The sequence below is a fragment of the Caldisericum sp. genome, assembly GCA_022759145.1.
Taxonomy (GTDB): domain Bacteria; phylum Caldisericota; class Caldisericia; order Caldisericales; family Caldisericaceae; genus Caldisericum.
Map to the genome: position 1 here is coordinate 1 of JAEMPV010000050.1, position 15,518 is coordinate 15,518.

Consider the following 15,518-nt stretch of genomic DNA (forward strand, 5'->3'; position numbering starts at 1 on the left):
AAAATTGTAGTTCGAAAGTAAGGAGGAAAAGTGGACAATAGGAAACTTGATTTAAAATTGGCTTTGGGAAGCTTCTTGCGCAATACGTGGTGAGGTTGATGCTCCAAAGTATAAGGACTACATCTTACCCCTGATTTTTATAAAGAGATTATCAGGAGTTCTCTGAAAAACTTCCCCTACTCTATCTATTAATTCTTTAAAAAATCTTTCGAAAATATCAGTAAAAGAAGCATTTTGTATTGATTTTTCCTGAGTACGTTGTAAAATTAGTTCAAAGATTAACAATACAGTTAGGAGAAAAATGATAGGAAAACAGAACAAAAATACAAATTTCTTTGACAGTTATGTCTTTGATAATCTCTTACCAAAGGAACATATACTTCTTGATATCAAAAAAGGAAATAGATTTTTCTTTTGTTGAAAAGGAACTTGAGGACCTCTACGATACAAAAAAATGGAAGACATGCTTACCCACCAGAAGTTCTCTTTAAAATACTCTTCCTTGAATTCTACTATAACTTGTCAGATGTAGAGGTAGTAAAGCAGTGTCAGGTAAACATTCTCTACCGTTACTTCATAGACCTATCGATTGATGAAAGTATACCTGATGATACAACACTTGTTGTATTTAGAAAGAGATGTGGTAGTGTTCGTTTTGAGAGGTTGTTCAATAGAGTAGTAGAACAGTGTAAGAAGAAAGGTATCCTTAAAGAGAACCTTAAGATTTTAGATGCAACTGCAATAGAGGGAAATGTCTCTGTCCCAAACAGGGTAAATATTTTAAGACAGGGAAGAAATATAGTGATAAAGAAAATAGCAAAGGTTAGTGAAATTGCATATGATGAGTTCAAGGAATGTATAAACGGAGAAAGAGCCCATGGAAACCCATCGAAAGAGAAATTGGAAAGTGAGATATTAAAAACAGAGGAGTTTGTTAAGAAAGTGGAAGATCAATACGGAGAAAGTGAAGAAGTAGAAGACCTTCTCAATATGCTTGAGGAACTCTGTGGACATAATGAGAGTGACAATATTGGTGAGAATAGAGAAAATAATATAGATAGAAGGGGTGATAATGAGGATAATGAAGATAATGAAGACAAAGAAGACAAAGATAACACAATAGATAAAGATGGAGATGTGAGTAACAAAAACAGCAAAGATGATGATAAAGATAAGCCCAATAAGGAAAATAATGATAAGAGCGTAAGAAAACAATACCCATCTCAGGAGAAACACATTGTTTCCTTTGTAGATACAGATGTGCGTTTCGGAGCAAAAAGTGATAAGAAAAAGTTTGTAGGATACAAAGCTCATATATGTATGGATGAGAGTGGTATTGTTACATCTGTAAATCTTCTTCATGGGAATGAAAATGAAAGCGTAGATTTGCCAAGCCTGCTCCGAAAAGAACAAACAAAAGGGATAGAAGGGAATACAGTTACAGCAGATTCACTTTATAACTCAGCAAGGAATAGAGGGTCCATACATGAATTAGGCTTAAAGGCATATATTCCTCCAAGAAGAAAGGAAAGAGACGAAGAAAGATTTGTTTACGACAAAGAGAACGATATCATTACCTGTCCTTATGGTAACATAGCAAAGAGTGGAAAATCCAGGCAGGAGAATGGGACACTGTACAACTTCAATCCAAAGATATGTAGAACGTGTATTAACAAGTGCAAGTGGTACAAGAAAGATAGGTGCAGATTATTTGTAAGTGATGACTTAAAACTTAGAGCAATTGATAGAGATGATTACTACAACAAAGCCTTAATGAAGAGAAAAGATGTTGAAAGGAAATTTGGTGAAGGAAAACTATGGCATGGATTGAGAAGAGCTCGATATAGAGGAAAATAGAGAGTAACAATCCAGGTTCTTATGACTTTCATTGTTCTCAACATAAAGAGGATGGTAAAAATGCTCAAGGAAAGCCTGAATAAAGTACATAATTACGGCACTTTAGCCTTAGAGACGGAATAATGACAAGGAAAAACAACAAAAGGAGAAAAAATTGAAAAGGTGATATGAAAGAATAAGGAGGCTTGTCGTAAAAAATTTAAACACCCGAATAAAAAATGGGGGAATACAAGGAGTTTTTCAGATAACTCTTCTCATACTCTTGACTTTGTGTTAAAAAATATTTATAATTAGATATAAGGATGTTGGTATGACTAAGATAAGATTAGATAAAAAAAGCGCTGTACCACTTTATAGGCAAGTTTCTGAGAAAATTAAAGAAATGATAAAGAGTGGTACTCTAACAGCTGGAAGTCGCATACCATCTGAGACAGAATTGATGGATATTTTCGATGTAAGTAGAAATACAGTTCGGCAGGCAGTTTCAGAACTTATTTCAAGTGGGTATTTATATGTAGAGCGAGGAAAAGGCACTTTCATTTCAAAAAATATCTTCGATCACCCTGTTGAAAGGCTTTCAGGATTTACAGAAGAAATGAAATCACTTGGATTTGATACAAAATCAAGAATTCTAACTCTTGCTGTAGAGAATGCCTCAAAGGAAGTTTGTAATAATTTGAATGTCCCTTTAGAAAGTCCTGTATATCACTTAAAGAGAGTTAGATTCTCAAATAAAATACCTATTGCAATTGAAGAAGCTTTTATACCTTACGATTCATTTAAGGGCTTGCTCGATAATTTTACAGAAGAAAGTTCTCTATATAAGGCATTTTACGAAAAATTTGGAATAGAGCCATTTTATGCGGAAGAGTTAATTGAATCATCCCTTACAAATAAGGATGAAAGCGAATCTCTCGGTGTCAAAAAGAATTTTCCAGTTTTTCGAATAGAGAGAAGGACCTTCGATGTTAAAGGTAATATTATTGAGTTTGTAAAGTCTGTCTATAGAGGGGATTTTTACAGACTCAGATTGCACCTTCGGAGGTTTTGATGAAGTTAGGGCTTGACATTGGAGGAAGCACTATAAGGGGAACAGTTGAAGACAACTCTGGAATTACAAATGAATATATTTTTTATCTTGAAGCAAATCCGTCTTCTTCAAAACGAAGTTTTAGTAACCTTAGAAATGCAATCGAATCAATTGGAATTGAAAAGTATGAACTTATTGCATGTGGCATGGCAGGTGGATTCCAATCATCCTTCGCAAATGGTGTAAAAGAGATTCTTTTAGAATTTTCAGACAATGTTTATGTCTTTCCGGACATTGTTGTTGTCCATTTTGCTCATTTTGAGAATAATGACGGTATAGTGAGTATCGCAGGGACTGGGTCTTCTTCATACGGAAAGCATGGACATAGGGAGTTTGTTTATGGTGGCCTCGGCTATGCTTTATCTGATGTTGGATCTGGCTTTTTTATTGGTAAGGAATTTTTAAAAAATGCTTTACAGGAACTTCAGTTAGGAATACGGAGCAAAAGAACCAAACTTGTAGAAGACTATTTCAAGGAACCAAATCCTCATTCAATTATAGAAAAAATTTATGCTGATAATCCGGCAAAGACAATAGCAGACTTTAGTAAATTTCTTATATCAACTTTACCAAATGCTTATGAAATAGAGTTTTCGGCAGAGTTGTTTGCAAAAGAAGTAAAAGACCTTGCAAGAGCGCTTGAATTCAAAGATAAGTTGCCTATAGGAATTTCAGGTGGCGTTTTTGAACATTCTGAGTACTTTAAGCAAGTATTTTTAAATTCACTTTCAAAGGAGTTTGAAATTATAAAAAAAGAAAGAAAGTATCCAAATACTATTGCATCTCTAAGGAAGGCAGAATATGAAGAAAGACATTCCACTTGATTTAATGGAAATCGGTGACCTTACAAAAATTTTTATGGATTACACTGAAAAAGCGTTTGTCGCAGTAAAAAATGCTATTCCGGATATAAATGAGGCAATTGAGATTGTAATCGATGCCGTTAAAAATGGCGGAAGAGTTTTTTATGTTGGAGCCGGGACAAGCGGAAGAATTGGAGTCCTCGATGCTTCTGAAATCGAACCTACATTTTCAAGATCTGACATTTTTATTCCAGTAATGGCAGGTGGAGTTGAGGCAATATTTAAAGCGAAAGAGAATCTTGAGGATGATGAGAATCTTGGTAGGTCAGATTTAATGAACCATAACCTCAGGAGTAGCGATGTTGTTGTTGGCATATCCGCAAGCGGAAAAACTCCTTATGTTATGGGTGCATTGAAGTTTGCAAATGAAACAGGTTGTAAAACTATTCTTATTTCAAATAGTGATGTCAACTACAACTTTGTTAATAAGGTTATAATCCTGAATACAGGTGATGAATTTATAATTGGTTCTACTAGGCTTTCTGCGGGAACTTCTCAAAAAATTGTCCTTAACATGATTTCAACGATCACTATGGTTAAACTTGGTTATACCTATGGTAATCTTATGGTTGCTGTTAAACCCACAAACAAAAAGCTTGTCGAAAGGGCATCGAATATTGTTTCGAAAATTACAGGTGTTCCTTTTGAAGAGGCATTCAAAGTGGTAAATGAGGTTAGAGATGCAAGAATAGCTTCCATTATGATTAAGAAGAAAATTGGGAAAGAGGAAGCAGAAAATCTTTTGAAATCACATAACTACAATTTCAGGAGTGCATATGAGTCTTAAAATGGGAATTGACCGTGTAGATGGAGACTTTAGAAATTTTGCTCTTTTTACAAATATCAGTGCCGTGAATTCAAATTTTCAAAATAGCGTTGATATAATAAAGTCTAAATATGTGCTTGCAGGTGAGCATGGGCTTTATTTTGAATTTGATAGAGGAGAGACTTTTCAACCCTACAAGGATTATTTTAGTGGAATTAGTATTTTCCCAATATATCCAGATGTTCCAAATTTACCTTATGAGATCGATGGAATTGTTGTAGACATCCAGGATGTTGGGGTTCGACCATTTACCTTTGTCTATGCACTTTTTGAACTCATTAAAGTTTCAAAAGAAAGAAATTATAGAATTGTTATACTTGATAGATTAAATCCTATTTCAAGAAGTTTTGGCTCGGCTTCTTCAGTAAATGATATTTTGTCTCCTTATGGTATTCCATTTTTATATCCTTTCACATTTGGTGAACTTGGTTTATACTTTGGCGATATCATAGGACAAAAAGTTGAAGTTATTCCATTTGAATGTGAAAGCGAAGATGAGAACTTAGATATGTATTTTTCATCTGTGTCTCTTAACCTTACAACTATTCAATCGGTTTATCTATATCCTGCTCTCGTTCTTCTTGAAGGGCTTGTTGGTATTTCTATTGGAAGAGGCACAGGAAAACCTTTTAGAATGGTGGGGACAAAAGAAAATTATTCACTTGAACTCATCAAATATTTAAGGTCTTTGAATCTCAATGGATTACTAATGAGGGAAACAGTTTTCAAACCTCGATTTGATGTTTTGAAAGACGAACTCCTTTTTGGAGTCGAGTTTTTTGTTTCAAATATTAAAGAATTTGATGTTATGAAATTTGGCTTTTATCTATTTAAGTTCTTTGTTGATAAAGGCTTCGGATTTTCGTTAGATGAGAAAAATATGCCTTTTATCGAAAGGCTTTATAAGGGTCTTTTGGGTAACATTAAAGATTTAGAAAAATTTTACATCGAAGAAAAAGAATCTGGTTTGCAATTTCTTAATAATGTTTATAATAAATACAAAATTTACGCAAGGAGGTGCGTATGAAGAAGTTAGTAGTGATGCTACTAATTGTAGCGTTACTCGCAGGTAGTTTTGTAACTGGTTTTGTAAGTGCAGGAACAGGGTTCTCTGATGTGAAAGAGGACTACTGGGCGTATGAGGCAATTACTTATCTTTCAAGCAAGGGTATTGTCTCTGGAGTTGGCAGCGGTCAATTCAAGCCTGAAGACCCGGTAACAAGAGAGCAACTTGCAAAGATGATCTGTCTTGCAAAGGGTCTAAAGGAAGTAAGACCTGCAAATCCAACATTCAAAGATGTTCCTCCTTCAAGATGGTCTTATGGATTTGTAGAGGCAGCAGCAAAGGCAGGTTACATTAAGGGATTTTCTGATGGAACATTTAAACCAGGAGAAAACATTAAAAGAGCAGATCTTGCTGTCCTTCTTGTAAGAGTTCTTGGGAAAGAGAAAGACGCAAGTGCTTATAAAGAACCGCTTGTGTTCTCAAATGACGAATCCTCAATTCCTTCTTATGCGGTAGGTGCAATGTCTCTTGCATACAACAACCACTATCAGCTGCTTAACTACAGACAGGGAAGGCTTGCTGCTCCACAAAGTCCTGCAACAAGGGCAGAGGTAGCAAATGCAATTTACAGAGTTGTTAAGCCTGTAAAGGTCGGAGGAGTTATTAATCTTGCAACTGCAACAGAAGCAGATACGCTTTTCCTTCCTCTCTCATCAATAGGTGCATCAGGAGATTACTGGTTATTGCAATTTGCAAATTTGATTGGTCTTGATGAAAATGAAACTCCATATCCTCTTGCAGCAAAAGAAGTCCCAACCATTGAGAATGGTCTTGTTTCTGTTTATGAAGTAAATGGCGTTAAGAAGATGAAAGTTACGTATCATTTGCGTCCTGGGTTGAAGTGGGCAGATGGCACTCCAGTAACAGTCGATGACTATATATTCACAGAGAAATTGCTTGCCGATCCTGCTATTAAACTTGTGTCTGCTTCAAGTATGTGGGCAAGATTCATTGAAAAAGTTGAAGCACCAAATAGTTCAACCATTGTTTATTATTACAATACCGTCGATCCACAGTATGTTCTTGGAAGAGGTGTTTTGCCAAAGCATATTCTCGAGCCAATTTACACTAAAGACCCAGCACTTATAAACAGTTGTGATTTCAATACCAAGCCAATTGGAAACGGTCCTTTTATGGTCGAAAATTGGGTAAAGAATTCTTACATTTCATTTGTTAGAAATCCATATTATCCATGGGGACAGCCACTTGTTGATAGAATAGTTATTAAGTATATCCCTGATTCTAATACAAGGCTTGCAAACCTTCTTGCAGGAACAATTCTTGCTTCATCAATTGATCCACAACAGGTTCCAGTTTTGAAACAGAGTAATGCATTTAATGTAGCAATATCTTTTAGCGAAAGTGGCTTAACTTATATTGGATGCATTACAACGAATCCACTTCTTTCTGATAAGAGAGTCCGTCAGGCTATTGCTTACGGTATAAATATGGAAGGATACGCAAAGCAGTATTATGGCTTTGATGTTCCAAGGGCAACGGGTCCTATTATGAAGAGCAGTTGGGCATACAATCCCAATGTTAAGAAATACTATTACGATCCTGACAAAGCAAAACAACTTCTTAAGGACGCAGGGTTTACAATGGGACCAAACGGTATACTTGTTTCAAAAGATGGAAAAGAGTTTAAGGTTATACTTGGCACAACAACAGCAACATCTGCAAAGCAAGCAGGTGTATTTATCCAATCAGAACTTGCCAAACTTGGCATAAAAGTTGATATTCAATCATTCCCTTCTTCCACATACTATGGCCGAGTTATTCCTCAGGCACAGGTTGACCTGTATTTTGCAGGTTGGATTGAAGACCCACTCTTCCCTGGAAAACTTGATTCATACAAGTGTGACCAGGTTCCTACACCTGAAAATAATTACTCTGGCTTGAATTGGCCAAGATGGTGCAATGAAGAAGCAACAAAGTATGCAAATCTTGCATACTCAACTTTGAGTATAACGGAAAGAAAAGAGTATTATGGTAAATTCCAGGAAATATTTGCAGAAGAGCTTCCCGAGATCCCATGGCTTGAAAGAGTTGGAATCAGTGCTGTTAGAAAAGAATTTAAGAACTACATCGGTACAAAAGGCGGCATAAATAGATACACATGGAATGCCTCCTTCTGGTTCCTCGATAAATAACGAAAACGAAAATGGGCTGAGGGCAAAAGCCCTCAGCCAGGCTTATAGGGAGGAATAATGAGGAATTATATCCTTAAAAGAATACTTATAATGATACCAGAGTTTTTTCTTATAACTCTCATTTCTTTTTTTCTTTACAGTCTTATGGGCGATCCATTTGCTGAATTAAGAGCAAGCCCATACATAGACCAGAATTATGTTTCACAACTTATAAAAAGTTTTGGTTTTGATAAGCCAGTATATATAAGGTATTTTATGTGGCTTTCGCAAATTTTAAGAGGGAATTTTGGCATATCTGCAGTAACTGGTGAGAAAGTTATAGATCTTATTAAAAGAGCAATGCCAATTACGCTTTCAATAAATATCTTTACCTTCACATTTTCATTGGTTATTGGTGTATTGATTGGATATGTTTCCGCCTTAAAGCAATATTCTTTCATAGACAACTTTTTTACTGTTATTTCATATATTGGTCTTGCAATGCCATCTTTTTGGCTTTCTTTAATGCTTATGATTCTTTTTTCTGTAAAACTCCATATCCTTCCTCCTGGTGGGTGGATGACTCCTGGTATGGAAAGCGCTCCACTCCTTGCAAGGTTTCTTGATAGATTAAAGTACATTATTATGCCTTTTATAGTTCTTGGATTTGGTGGTCTTACTGGTTGGGTTAGGTATACAAGGTCTTCTGTTCTTGAGATGTTGAGAAAAGATTATGTAAGAACAGCCCGTGCGAAAGGTTTGCCTGAAAATAAAGTATTGTGGAAACATGTTTTTAGAAATTCCTTGAATCCGATTGCAACTCTTTTCTTCCTTTCATTACCAGGTTTCTTTAGCGGTTCCGCAATTATTGAACAAATCTTTTCTATCCCCGGCATGGGAAGTCTTATTATAGGTGCAGTTATGAATAATGACTATATGGTTGCGATGGCTTCTCTTATATTCTATTCGAGTTTACTTTTGCTTTCCCTTCTTCTTGCTGACATTGCCTACGCTTTGTTAGACCCAAGGATAAGGTTCTCGTGAGGTGAATGATGGAAGAACAAATTGTTGTTGAAAAAGTTTCTGAAAGATCCACAACTTACTGGAGTGAAGTAAGAAGAAGACTTTTAAAGAACAAACTTGCAACGGTTTCTTTAATTCTTCTCATTCTTATGTATGCTATAGTAATCATTGGACCTTTTTTGTACAGAGTTGACCCTAATTATATTAATTTGCAAGAAGTATTGCAGCCTCCATCAAGACTCCATCCTCTTGGAACCGATGAAAATGGTAGGGATGAACTTGCTCGTCTTTTATACGGAGGAAGGGTTTCTCTTCTCATCTCGCTTAGTGTAACACTTCTTTCAGGTTTTATTGGTGTATTTATTGGGATTCTTGCTGCCTACAAGAAAGGTTGGGTTGATATTGCTTTAATGAGGCTAAATGAAATAATGATGGCAATCCCAGAATTTCCGATACTTGTTGTTGCAGCGAAAATAAAAATAGTTCCAAGCAGTATAATGAAGCTTATAATTATACTTGTTGTTTTTGGATGGCTTGGTATTGCAAGACTTACAAGAGGAGAGGCATTGTCTGTATCTGAAGAGCAGTTTGTAGAGGCAGCAAAAGCAATTGGCGCTTCTAATATGCGAATTATTATAAGACACATACTTCCAAATACCTTCCACATTTTTATAGTATGGGCAACGCTCAGGCTTGGTGGAGTAATCTTATCCGAAGCTGCCCTTTCTTTCTTTGGGCTTGGAGTTCAGCCTCCAACTGCAAGTTGGGGAAATATGCTTATGAATGCGCAAACATATATATGGACTGCACAGTGGCTTGTTCTTTGGCCTGGCCTTATGATTTTTGTAACTGTATTACTTTTTAACTTCCTGGGCGACGGCCTTAGAAATGCAATGGATCCTAAATTCTTCAAATGAAAATTGGTATATCTACAATTGCTTATATTTTGCATAGGAAGGATTTTAACGAACTTCTGAAGATTGAAGATCTTAACGAGGTTGAGTTTGTATTTGAATTTGGCTACGAAGAAATTTTAAATGGTAGTTATTCTGTTTCTCTTCATGCTCCCTCACGATATGTTAATATTGCAAGTCTTTCAGATTCGCACCATGAATATTCAATAAACGAGATCAAAAAAGCACTTTCAAAGGGATTTGAGACAGTTGTTCACGAAGGAAATTTTACGACACGTTTTGACGGTTGGGTTGAGACTTCAAAGAAAAGAATGGAATACGCTATGAATTTGCTTTCTGATTATAGACAAAATATTGTAATAGAAAATGTCCCTGAAACACTTTTTAAAGATATAAACGAGTTTTTTGAATTCTTTTCTGGATTTGATGTTAATTTTTGTCTTGATATTTCGCACTATTATCTTAAATTTGGCAACTTCAATAAAGCAATACCTATAAGCGATAAATACAAAGAAAGAATTAAGAAAATCCACATAAGTGATACAATTGAAGGAAAAGACCTTCATCTTCCGATAGGAGAAGGGAACATAAATTTTAAAGAATTGAGATCATTTCTTAAGGAATTTAAGGATGCAAGGTTTATCATTGAAAGCGTCCCAAGAAATTTTGATTCGATTACTGAGTCGTTTATAAAAGATTTGAAACTCTTCTCGGAGGTTATTAATGGGTGATGTTGGAAAAGTCTTTATGTTTGGATTTGAGGAAGGCGTTCTGAGCCTTGAGAGGCTAAAATTTTTTAAGTCTGTAGGCGCAAAGAATTTCATTCTTTTTAGAAGAAATATTGAACATCTTAAAGAAAATATAGATATACTGAAAAACGAATTTGAAAATCCTATTATTGCAGTTGATTGTGAAGGAGGAAATGTTCGTAGATTTAAGGAAACCGAAAAGTTTATGTTTTCAAATATGAATATTGGCTCTTCCTTTGATTCCGATTATGCAGAGGAAGTTTATTTTAAATGCGGGCAGTTGCTTGCAAAGAATGGCATTAATCTAAATCTTGCTCCAGTTGTCGATATTTATGCAACCGAAGGAAATGTTATCGGGATTCGGTCGTTTGGAAGTTCTGAAGATTTAGTAGGAGAGTTTGGCAAGAAAGCAATACTTGGTTTGCACAGAGCAGGAGTTTATGCATGCGCTAAGCATTTTATAGGTTATGGAAAAGTTCTCGAGGATCCCCATTTAGTCCTTCCCAAAAGTGATCTTGATTTAAATGAGTTAGAAATAGCATTGTTCCCTTTTAGAAAAGTTAGTGATATTACTGATTTCATAATGACCGCACATGTTATAGTCCCGATTATTGATGAATTACCGATAACTTTTTCAAAGAAAGGCATAGACCTTTTGAAAGAATTTTTTAATGGTGTAATACTTACAGATGATCTTGAAATGGGTGGAGCAAAGGTGTTTCCAATTCATGAAATTCCTGTAAAAGCACTTGAAAGCGGTAATGATATGCTTGCAGTATGCAGTAATTTTGAGATACAAAAAGAAATGGTGCACTCCATAGAGCACTCACACATTAATTTAGATTCGCATATTGAAAAAATAGAAAACTTGAAAGAATATGAGAAATTAGAAGATATTCCTCTTAGAGAAGATTACTATGTTACACTTTTAAAGGATAACGGATTTATTCCGAAGGATAATTTTAAGTTTTTCTCTTTTTCTCTATTTGGTGAAGTTAAAGTTGAAGAAGGAATAGATACTATTGGGGATTTCTCTTTAGATCCTGACGAAGGAGAGATTCAGAAAATAGTTTCGCAGATTTCAAAAGGTGATAATGTTGTAATATCAGTTTATAATGTGTTTAGGCACCAATCTCAAAAAGTGCTTGTATCGAAAGTTAAAGAGGTTGCAGATAAGGTTTGTGTGATTGTCGCTGGCGATCCTGTTGATAGACATATATTTGACTTTGTCGATTGTATCATTCTCACATTTTCACCGCTACCGAAAATTATAGAGAAAACGCTCGATGTTATTAGAGGAAAATTAGAACCGAAAGGAAGGCTTCCTGTATGAAAATAAGAGAAATACTTGATAAATCATTAGAAGAAAATGTTGCAACTGGCTTAGCGTTTGCAGTCTTAAGGAAGGATAAGGTCATTTTTGAATATACCGCTGGAAAAACCGGGGAAGAAGGAGAACCTATTAACGAAAATACACTTTTTGACCTTGCATCTCTAACAAAGGTTGTGTTTACCACTCCCGTTATTTTGCGTCTTGTCGAGGATGGTCTTATTTCACTAAAAGATCCAATTAGCTATTACTTAAAAGATTTCCCCACAAATGTTACGCTTCTTAATCTTATAACTCATACGGCTGGGTTAAAAGCATGGATTCCACTTTTTTCTGATGATCTAAGCCTTACTACTGAAGAACCTCACGATGTCAAACCAATAACTAAAACCGAGGCTTTAGAGAAGATTAAAAAATTTGGTTTTGTAAGACTACCAAACGAGGTTGTAGAATATAGTGACCTTGGATTCATCCTTCTTGGGTTCATCATTGAGGATGTTCTTCAAAAACCCCTTAAAGAAATTGCAAGGGAATTCTATGATGATTTGGGAATGTTCGATACAGGATTTGAAGCAAAGGGGAGCGTTGTAGAGACAGAGTTAGTTAAAGGTATTCATATTAAAGGTGTTGTCCATGACGAGAACGCAAGGGCATTGGGTGGTGCTTCTGGACATGCAGGGCTTTTTTCAAATTTGAAAGATCTTGAGACATTTTCGTTACTTATATTGAATGAGGGTAAATTTTTAGATAAGACACTATTAACTCCCTTTTCTTTTAAACTTATAAGGACAACTTTTACAGAAGGGCTTAATGAAGAAAGAACAGTTGGCTTTGTTAAGGGGAAGTCTCTAAATATTGCACCTGATTTTGCTCCCGACGACTCAATTGGCCACTCTGGATTTACAGGGACTTCCATCTTTTTTGATTTCGAAAACTCTATTTCTATTATTCTTCTTACAAACAGAGTTTATTTTGGAAGGAAAAATATGTTGCATATGCACCTTAGGAGAGTAGTTTCGAATAAGGTCTACACGGAGTTACTATGAAAGCGATAGGCATAATGAGCGGGACTTCTCTTGATGGAATAACCGTTTCTCTTATAGAAAGCGGGCTTAACGGAGAGGATTTTAAGGTTTTAAACTATAAAACATATCCATTCGAGGAATCACTTAAAGACTTAATTCGAGATGTATCCGAAAGAGGAACTACAAAGGATATATCTAATTTGCATTACAAACTTGGTAAACTTTATGCTGAAGTAGTTTCTGAATTTATTAAAGATCTTGAAATCGATGCATCATCTATTGAAGTAATAGGACTTCACGGTCAAACGATTTATCATGAGGATCGAGTTTCAACTCTACAGATAGGTGAACCTTCTTATTTAGCAGTAGAAACTCATATCGATGTAGTATCCAATTTCAGGGCGAAAGATATAGCGCTATCGGGAAATGGAGCTCCACTTATTCCATACTTTGATTATCTTGTTTTTAAAGATTTTGCTCCAATCGTTTTACAGAATCTTGGTGGTATCTCTAATCTCACATTTGTAAAGGATAAAGATATTAATAATGTTATTGCATTCGATATAGGTCCTTCTAATATGCTTCTTGATGGTCTTTCAAAGGCACTTTTTGATGTTCCATATGATGAAGATGGAAAATTAGCAAGTAATGGCAAGATTAACGATGAAGTTTTGTCGTATCTCTTATCACATCCATATTTAAAGAGAAATCCTCCGAAAAGTGCAGGTAGAAATGAATTTGGTGACGAATTTCTTAAGGAGATCCTTAATGAGTTTTATTATTCTGGTAAGATAAACAAATTTGATTTAATAGCAACTGCAAACTTTTTTGTTGCATACTCCATTTATGATGCTTACAAGCGTTTCCTGGGCGAAGTGCCTCCTGTGGTTGTCCTTTCAGGTGGGGGAAGCAAAAACAGGACACTTGTTTCAAATTTAAAAAAACTTTTAGGAAACACCGAACTTAAGTTTTCAGATGATTTCGGAATTCCATCAGAATCAAAAGAGGCGTCTGCCTTTGCACTGTATGCTCTTAGGACAAAATACAGGAAAAAATGCGGAATTCCAAAAACTACAGGTGCGAAAGATATGTCAATTTGGGGGTGCATAACTTATGGAGAATGAGTTTTTTATGCATAAAGAAATTCAGGAATCCGTAAAACTTATTAAAGAGTATTCTCAAAGAAAAACCGAATTTGAGGGTATTTATAAAAAAATATCAAACTATGCTCCAAACACCGTTATTTTTATTTCAAGAGGGACTTCTGATAATGCTGCAACTTATGGGAAGTATGTTTTTGAATATGCTTTTTCTATACCATCTTCCTTTGCTTCATTTTCTCTTTACACCTGGTATAAAAGGTACCCAAAACTTAAAAATGTCCTTGGAATAGCGATAAGCCAATCAGGTGAAACTGAAGACGTCGTTAAAGTCGTTGAAACTTTTAACAAAGAGAATGCACTTTCAATAGGAATCACAAATAACGAGAACTCAAGACTTTACAAAATCTCAGATATTCCTTTCTTACTTAGGGGAGGAGAGGAGCATAGTGTTTCTGCAACTAAAACTTATACTTTGACTCTTATGTTTTTCCTTCATCTTGCAAATTTCGTACTCAAGGATATTGACTTTGAAAGTCTTCACAAAGGAGTTCTGTATGTTCTGAAAAACGAGGATTATATCGCTAAACTTACAGAAAGATATAAGTTTGCAAAACACTTTTTTATCTTAGGGAGAGGCTTTAATTATCCTACAGCCCTTGAGTTTGCGCTGAAATTAAGGGAAACTTCAATTGTAAATGCAGTTGGTTTTTCATCTGTCGATTTTTTGCATGGACCAATTGCTTCGCTTACCAATGAAACACCTGTTATATTCTTTCTGCCAAAAGATGAGACTTATGATTCCAACTTAGCGATTTTAAAGAGGATAAAAGATGAAGGTGGCGATGTTTTAGTTGTAAGTGATGTTGAGGGATTGAATAACCTTTCTTTTAAAATTCCTTCAGTTTCAACGCTTCTTTATCCTGTTGTATTTGCTATATTTTTGCAACTTTTCTCATTCTACCTATCAAGAGAAAAGGGGCTTAATCCCGATAAACCATCAAAATTAAAGAAGGTGACTTATGGAATATAAAGTATTTAAAGTTTCAAGGTGCTACTGCCCAGAATTCATAGAAAGCGAATTATTTATAGAGGTTGTTAATGGTGTTATTGTTTCTATTAGCGACAAACTTCATACAACGGATTTCATTGATCTTAGCGATTTTTTGGTCATGCCTGGTTTTGTTGATGTGCACATTCACGGTTTTGAAGGGGTAGATGTAAATCGTGATGGTATAGGTGGCATTAAAAAAATGTCGAAAGAACTCCCCAAAACAGGTGTAGTTGCGTTTCTTCCAACGCTTGTTTCCGATTCCAAAGAAAATATTCTTAAGATTTTAGAAGATTTTAATCCGAATGATGATTTTGAGGGCGCAATTCCACTGGGTATTCACCTTGAAGGAGTTTTTATAAATCCAAAAAAGCATGGAGCAATGGATGAAAGATTTTTTGTAAAACCTGATATTGATTATGCAAAGGAATTAATCAGGCATGGTAATGTAAGGAAGTTTACGGTTGCACCAGAACTTGAAAATGCAATTCC

General features: G+C 35.3%; 14 protein-coding genes and 1 pseudogene. All 15 read left to right on the forward strand.

The annotated features are described in order from the left end of the window. The first annotated feature begins 58 nt into the window (after positions 1 to 58). Positions 59 to 166: pseudogene (locus JHC30_03420) on the forward strand (type I restriction-modification system subunit M N-terminal domain-containing protein). A gap of 251 nt (positions 167 to 417) precedes the next feature. After that, complete coding sequence (locus JHC30_03425; protein ID MCI4463203.1) at positions 418 to 1,857, forward strand: transposase; 1,440 nt, start codon at positions 418 to 420, stop codon at positions 1,855 to 1,857. Between the two features lie 310 nt (positions 1,858 to 2,167). Beyond that, positions 2,168 to 2,908, forward strand: coding sequence for a GntR family transcriptional regulator (locus JHC30_03430; GenBank protein ID MCI4463204.1), 741 nt, complete (start codon positions 2,168 to 2,170; stop codon positions 2,906 to 2,908). After that, positions 2,908 to 3,771, forward strand: a complete 864-nt coding sequence (locus JHC30_03435; protein MCI4463205.1) for a hypothetical protein — start codon at positions 2,908 to 2,910, stop codon at positions 3,769 to 3,771. The genes JHC30_03430 and JHC30_03435 overlap by 1 nt, the downstream gene beginning before the upstream one ends. Next, positions 3,749 to 4,597: an N-acetylmuramic acid 6-phosphate etherase gene (locus JHC30_03440; protein MCI4463206.1), complete on the forward strand. Its 849-nt coding sequence runs from the start codon at positions 3,749 to 3,751 to the stop codon at positions 4,595 to 4,597. The genes JHC30_03435 and JHC30_03440 overlap by 23 nt, the downstream gene beginning before the upstream one ends. Position 4,598: 1 nt before the next feature. Beyond that, a complete protein-coding gene (locus tag JHC30_03445) occupies positions 4,599 to 5,663 on the forward strand; it encodes a DUF1343 domain-containing protein (GenBank protein ID MCI4463207.1) in 1,065 nt (354 codons plus the stop codon). Next, on the forward strand, positions 5,660 to 7,855 hold the full coding sequence (locus JHC30_03450) for an S-layer homology domain-containing protein (protein MCI4463208.1): 2,196 nt from the start codon (positions 5,660 to 5,662) through the stop codon (positions 7,853 to 7,855). Before JHC30_03445 ends, JHC30_03450 begins: the two co-directional genes overlap by 4 nt. Positions 7,856 to 7,912: 57 nt before the next feature. Continuing rightward, on the forward strand, positions 7,913 to 8,878 hold the full coding sequence (locus JHC30_03455) for an ABC transporter permease (protein ID MCI4463209.1): 966 nt from the start codon (positions 7,913 to 7,915) through the stop codon (positions 8,876 to 8,878). Between the two features lie 5 nt (positions 8,879 to 8,883). After that, a complete protein-coding gene (locus JHC30_03460; protein MCI4463210.1) occupies positions 8,884 to 9,774 on the forward strand; it encodes an ABC transporter permease in 891 nt (296 codons plus the stop codon). Beyond that, positions 9,771 to 10,502 (forward strand): sugar phosphate isomerase/epimerase, encoded by a 732-nt coding sequence (locus tag JHC30_03465; protein MCI4463211.1) that lies wholly within the window; start codon positions 9,771 to 9,773, stop codon positions 10,500 to 10,502. Before JHC30_03460 ends, JHC30_03465 begins: the two co-directional genes overlap by 4 nt. Beyond that, a complete protein-coding gene (locus JHC30_03470) occupies positions 10,495 to 11,853 on the forward strand; it encodes a glycoside hydrolase family 3 protein (protein MCI4463212.1) in 1,359 nt (452 codons plus the stop codon). Before JHC30_03465 ends, JHC30_03470 begins: the two co-directional genes overlap by 8 nt. Then, positions 11,850 to 12,896 carry a beta-lactamase family protein gene (locus JHC30_03475; GenBank protein ID MCI4463213.1) on the forward strand — a complete coding sequence of 349 codons (1,047 nt, stop codon included), beginning with the start codon at positions 11,850 to 11,852 and terminating at the stop codon, positions 12,894 to 12,896. The genes JHC30_03470 and JHC30_03475 overlap by 4 nt, the downstream gene beginning before the upstream one ends. Next, positions 12,893 to 13,999 carry an anhydro-N-acetylmuramic acid kinase gene (locus tag JHC30_03480; GenBank protein MCI4463214.1) on the forward strand — a complete coding sequence of 369 codons (1,107 nt, stop codon included), beginning with the start codon at positions 12,893 to 12,895 and terminating at the stop codon, positions 13,997 to 13,999. The genes JHC30_03475 and JHC30_03480 overlap by 4 nt, the downstream gene beginning before the upstream one ends. Before the next feature lie 7 nt (positions 14,000 to 14,006). Then, a complete protein-coding gene (locus JHC30_03485) occupies positions 14,007 to 15,008 on the forward strand; it encodes an SIS domain-containing protein (protein MCI4463215.1) in 1,002 nt (333 codons plus the stop codon). Continuing rightward, the coding region (locus tag JHC30_03490) for an amidohydrolase family protein (protein ID MCI4463216.1) at positions 14,998 to 15,518 on the forward strand (521 nt) is incomplete at its 3' end. The genes JHC30_03485 and JHC30_03490, both read left to right, overlap by 11 nt.

Excerpts from the sequence above, each read along its gene's own strand:
- JHC30_03430 (MCI4463204.1), top strand. The coding sequence starts at position 2,168 with ATGACTAAGATAAGATTAGATAAAAAAAGCGCTGTACCACTTTATAGG.
- JHC30_03435 (MCI4463205.1), top strand. The coding sequence starts at position 2,908 with ATGAAGTTAGGGCTTGACATTGGAGGAAGCACTATAAGGGGAACAGTT.
- JHC30_03440 (MCI4463206.1), top strand. The coding sequence starts at position 3,749 with ATGAAGAAAGACATTCCACTTGATTTAATGGAAATCGGTGACCTTACA.
- JHC30_03445 (MCI4463207.1), top strand. The coding sequence starts at position 4,599 with ATGGGAATTGACCGTGTAGATGGAGACTTTAGAAATTTTGCTCTTTTT.
- JHC30_03450 (MCI4463208.1), top strand. The coding sequence starts at position 5,660 with ATGAAGAAGTTAGTAGTGATGCTACTAATTGTAGCGTTACTCGCAGGT.
- JHC30_03455 (MCI4463209.1), top strand. The coding sequence starts at position 7,913 with ATGAGGAATTATATCCTTAAAAGAATACTTATAATGATACCAGAGTTT.
- JHC30_03460 (MCI4463210.1), top strand. The coding sequence starts at position 8,884 with ATGATGGAAGAACAAATTGTTGTTGAAAAAGTTTCTGAAAGATCCACA.
- JHC30_03465 (MCI4463211.1), top strand. The coding sequence starts at position 9,771 with ATGAAAATTGGTATATCTACAATTGCTTATATTTTGCATAGGAAGGAT.
- JHC30_03470 (MCI4463212.1), top strand. The coding sequence starts at position 10,495 with ATGGGTGATGTTGGAAAAGTCTTTATGTTTGGATTTGAGGAAGGCGTT.
- JHC30_03475 (MCI4463213.1), top strand. The coding sequence starts at position 11,850 with ATGAAAATAAGAGAAATACTTGATAAATCATTAGAAGAAAATGTTGCA.
- JHC30_03480 (MCI4463214.1), top strand. The coding sequence starts at position 12,893 with ATGAAAGCGATAGGCATAATGAGCGGGACTTCTCTTGATGGAATAACC.
- JHC30_03485 (MCI4463215.1), top strand. The coding sequence starts at position 14,007 with ATGCATAAAGAAATTCAGGAATCCGTAAAACTTATTAAAGAGTATTCT.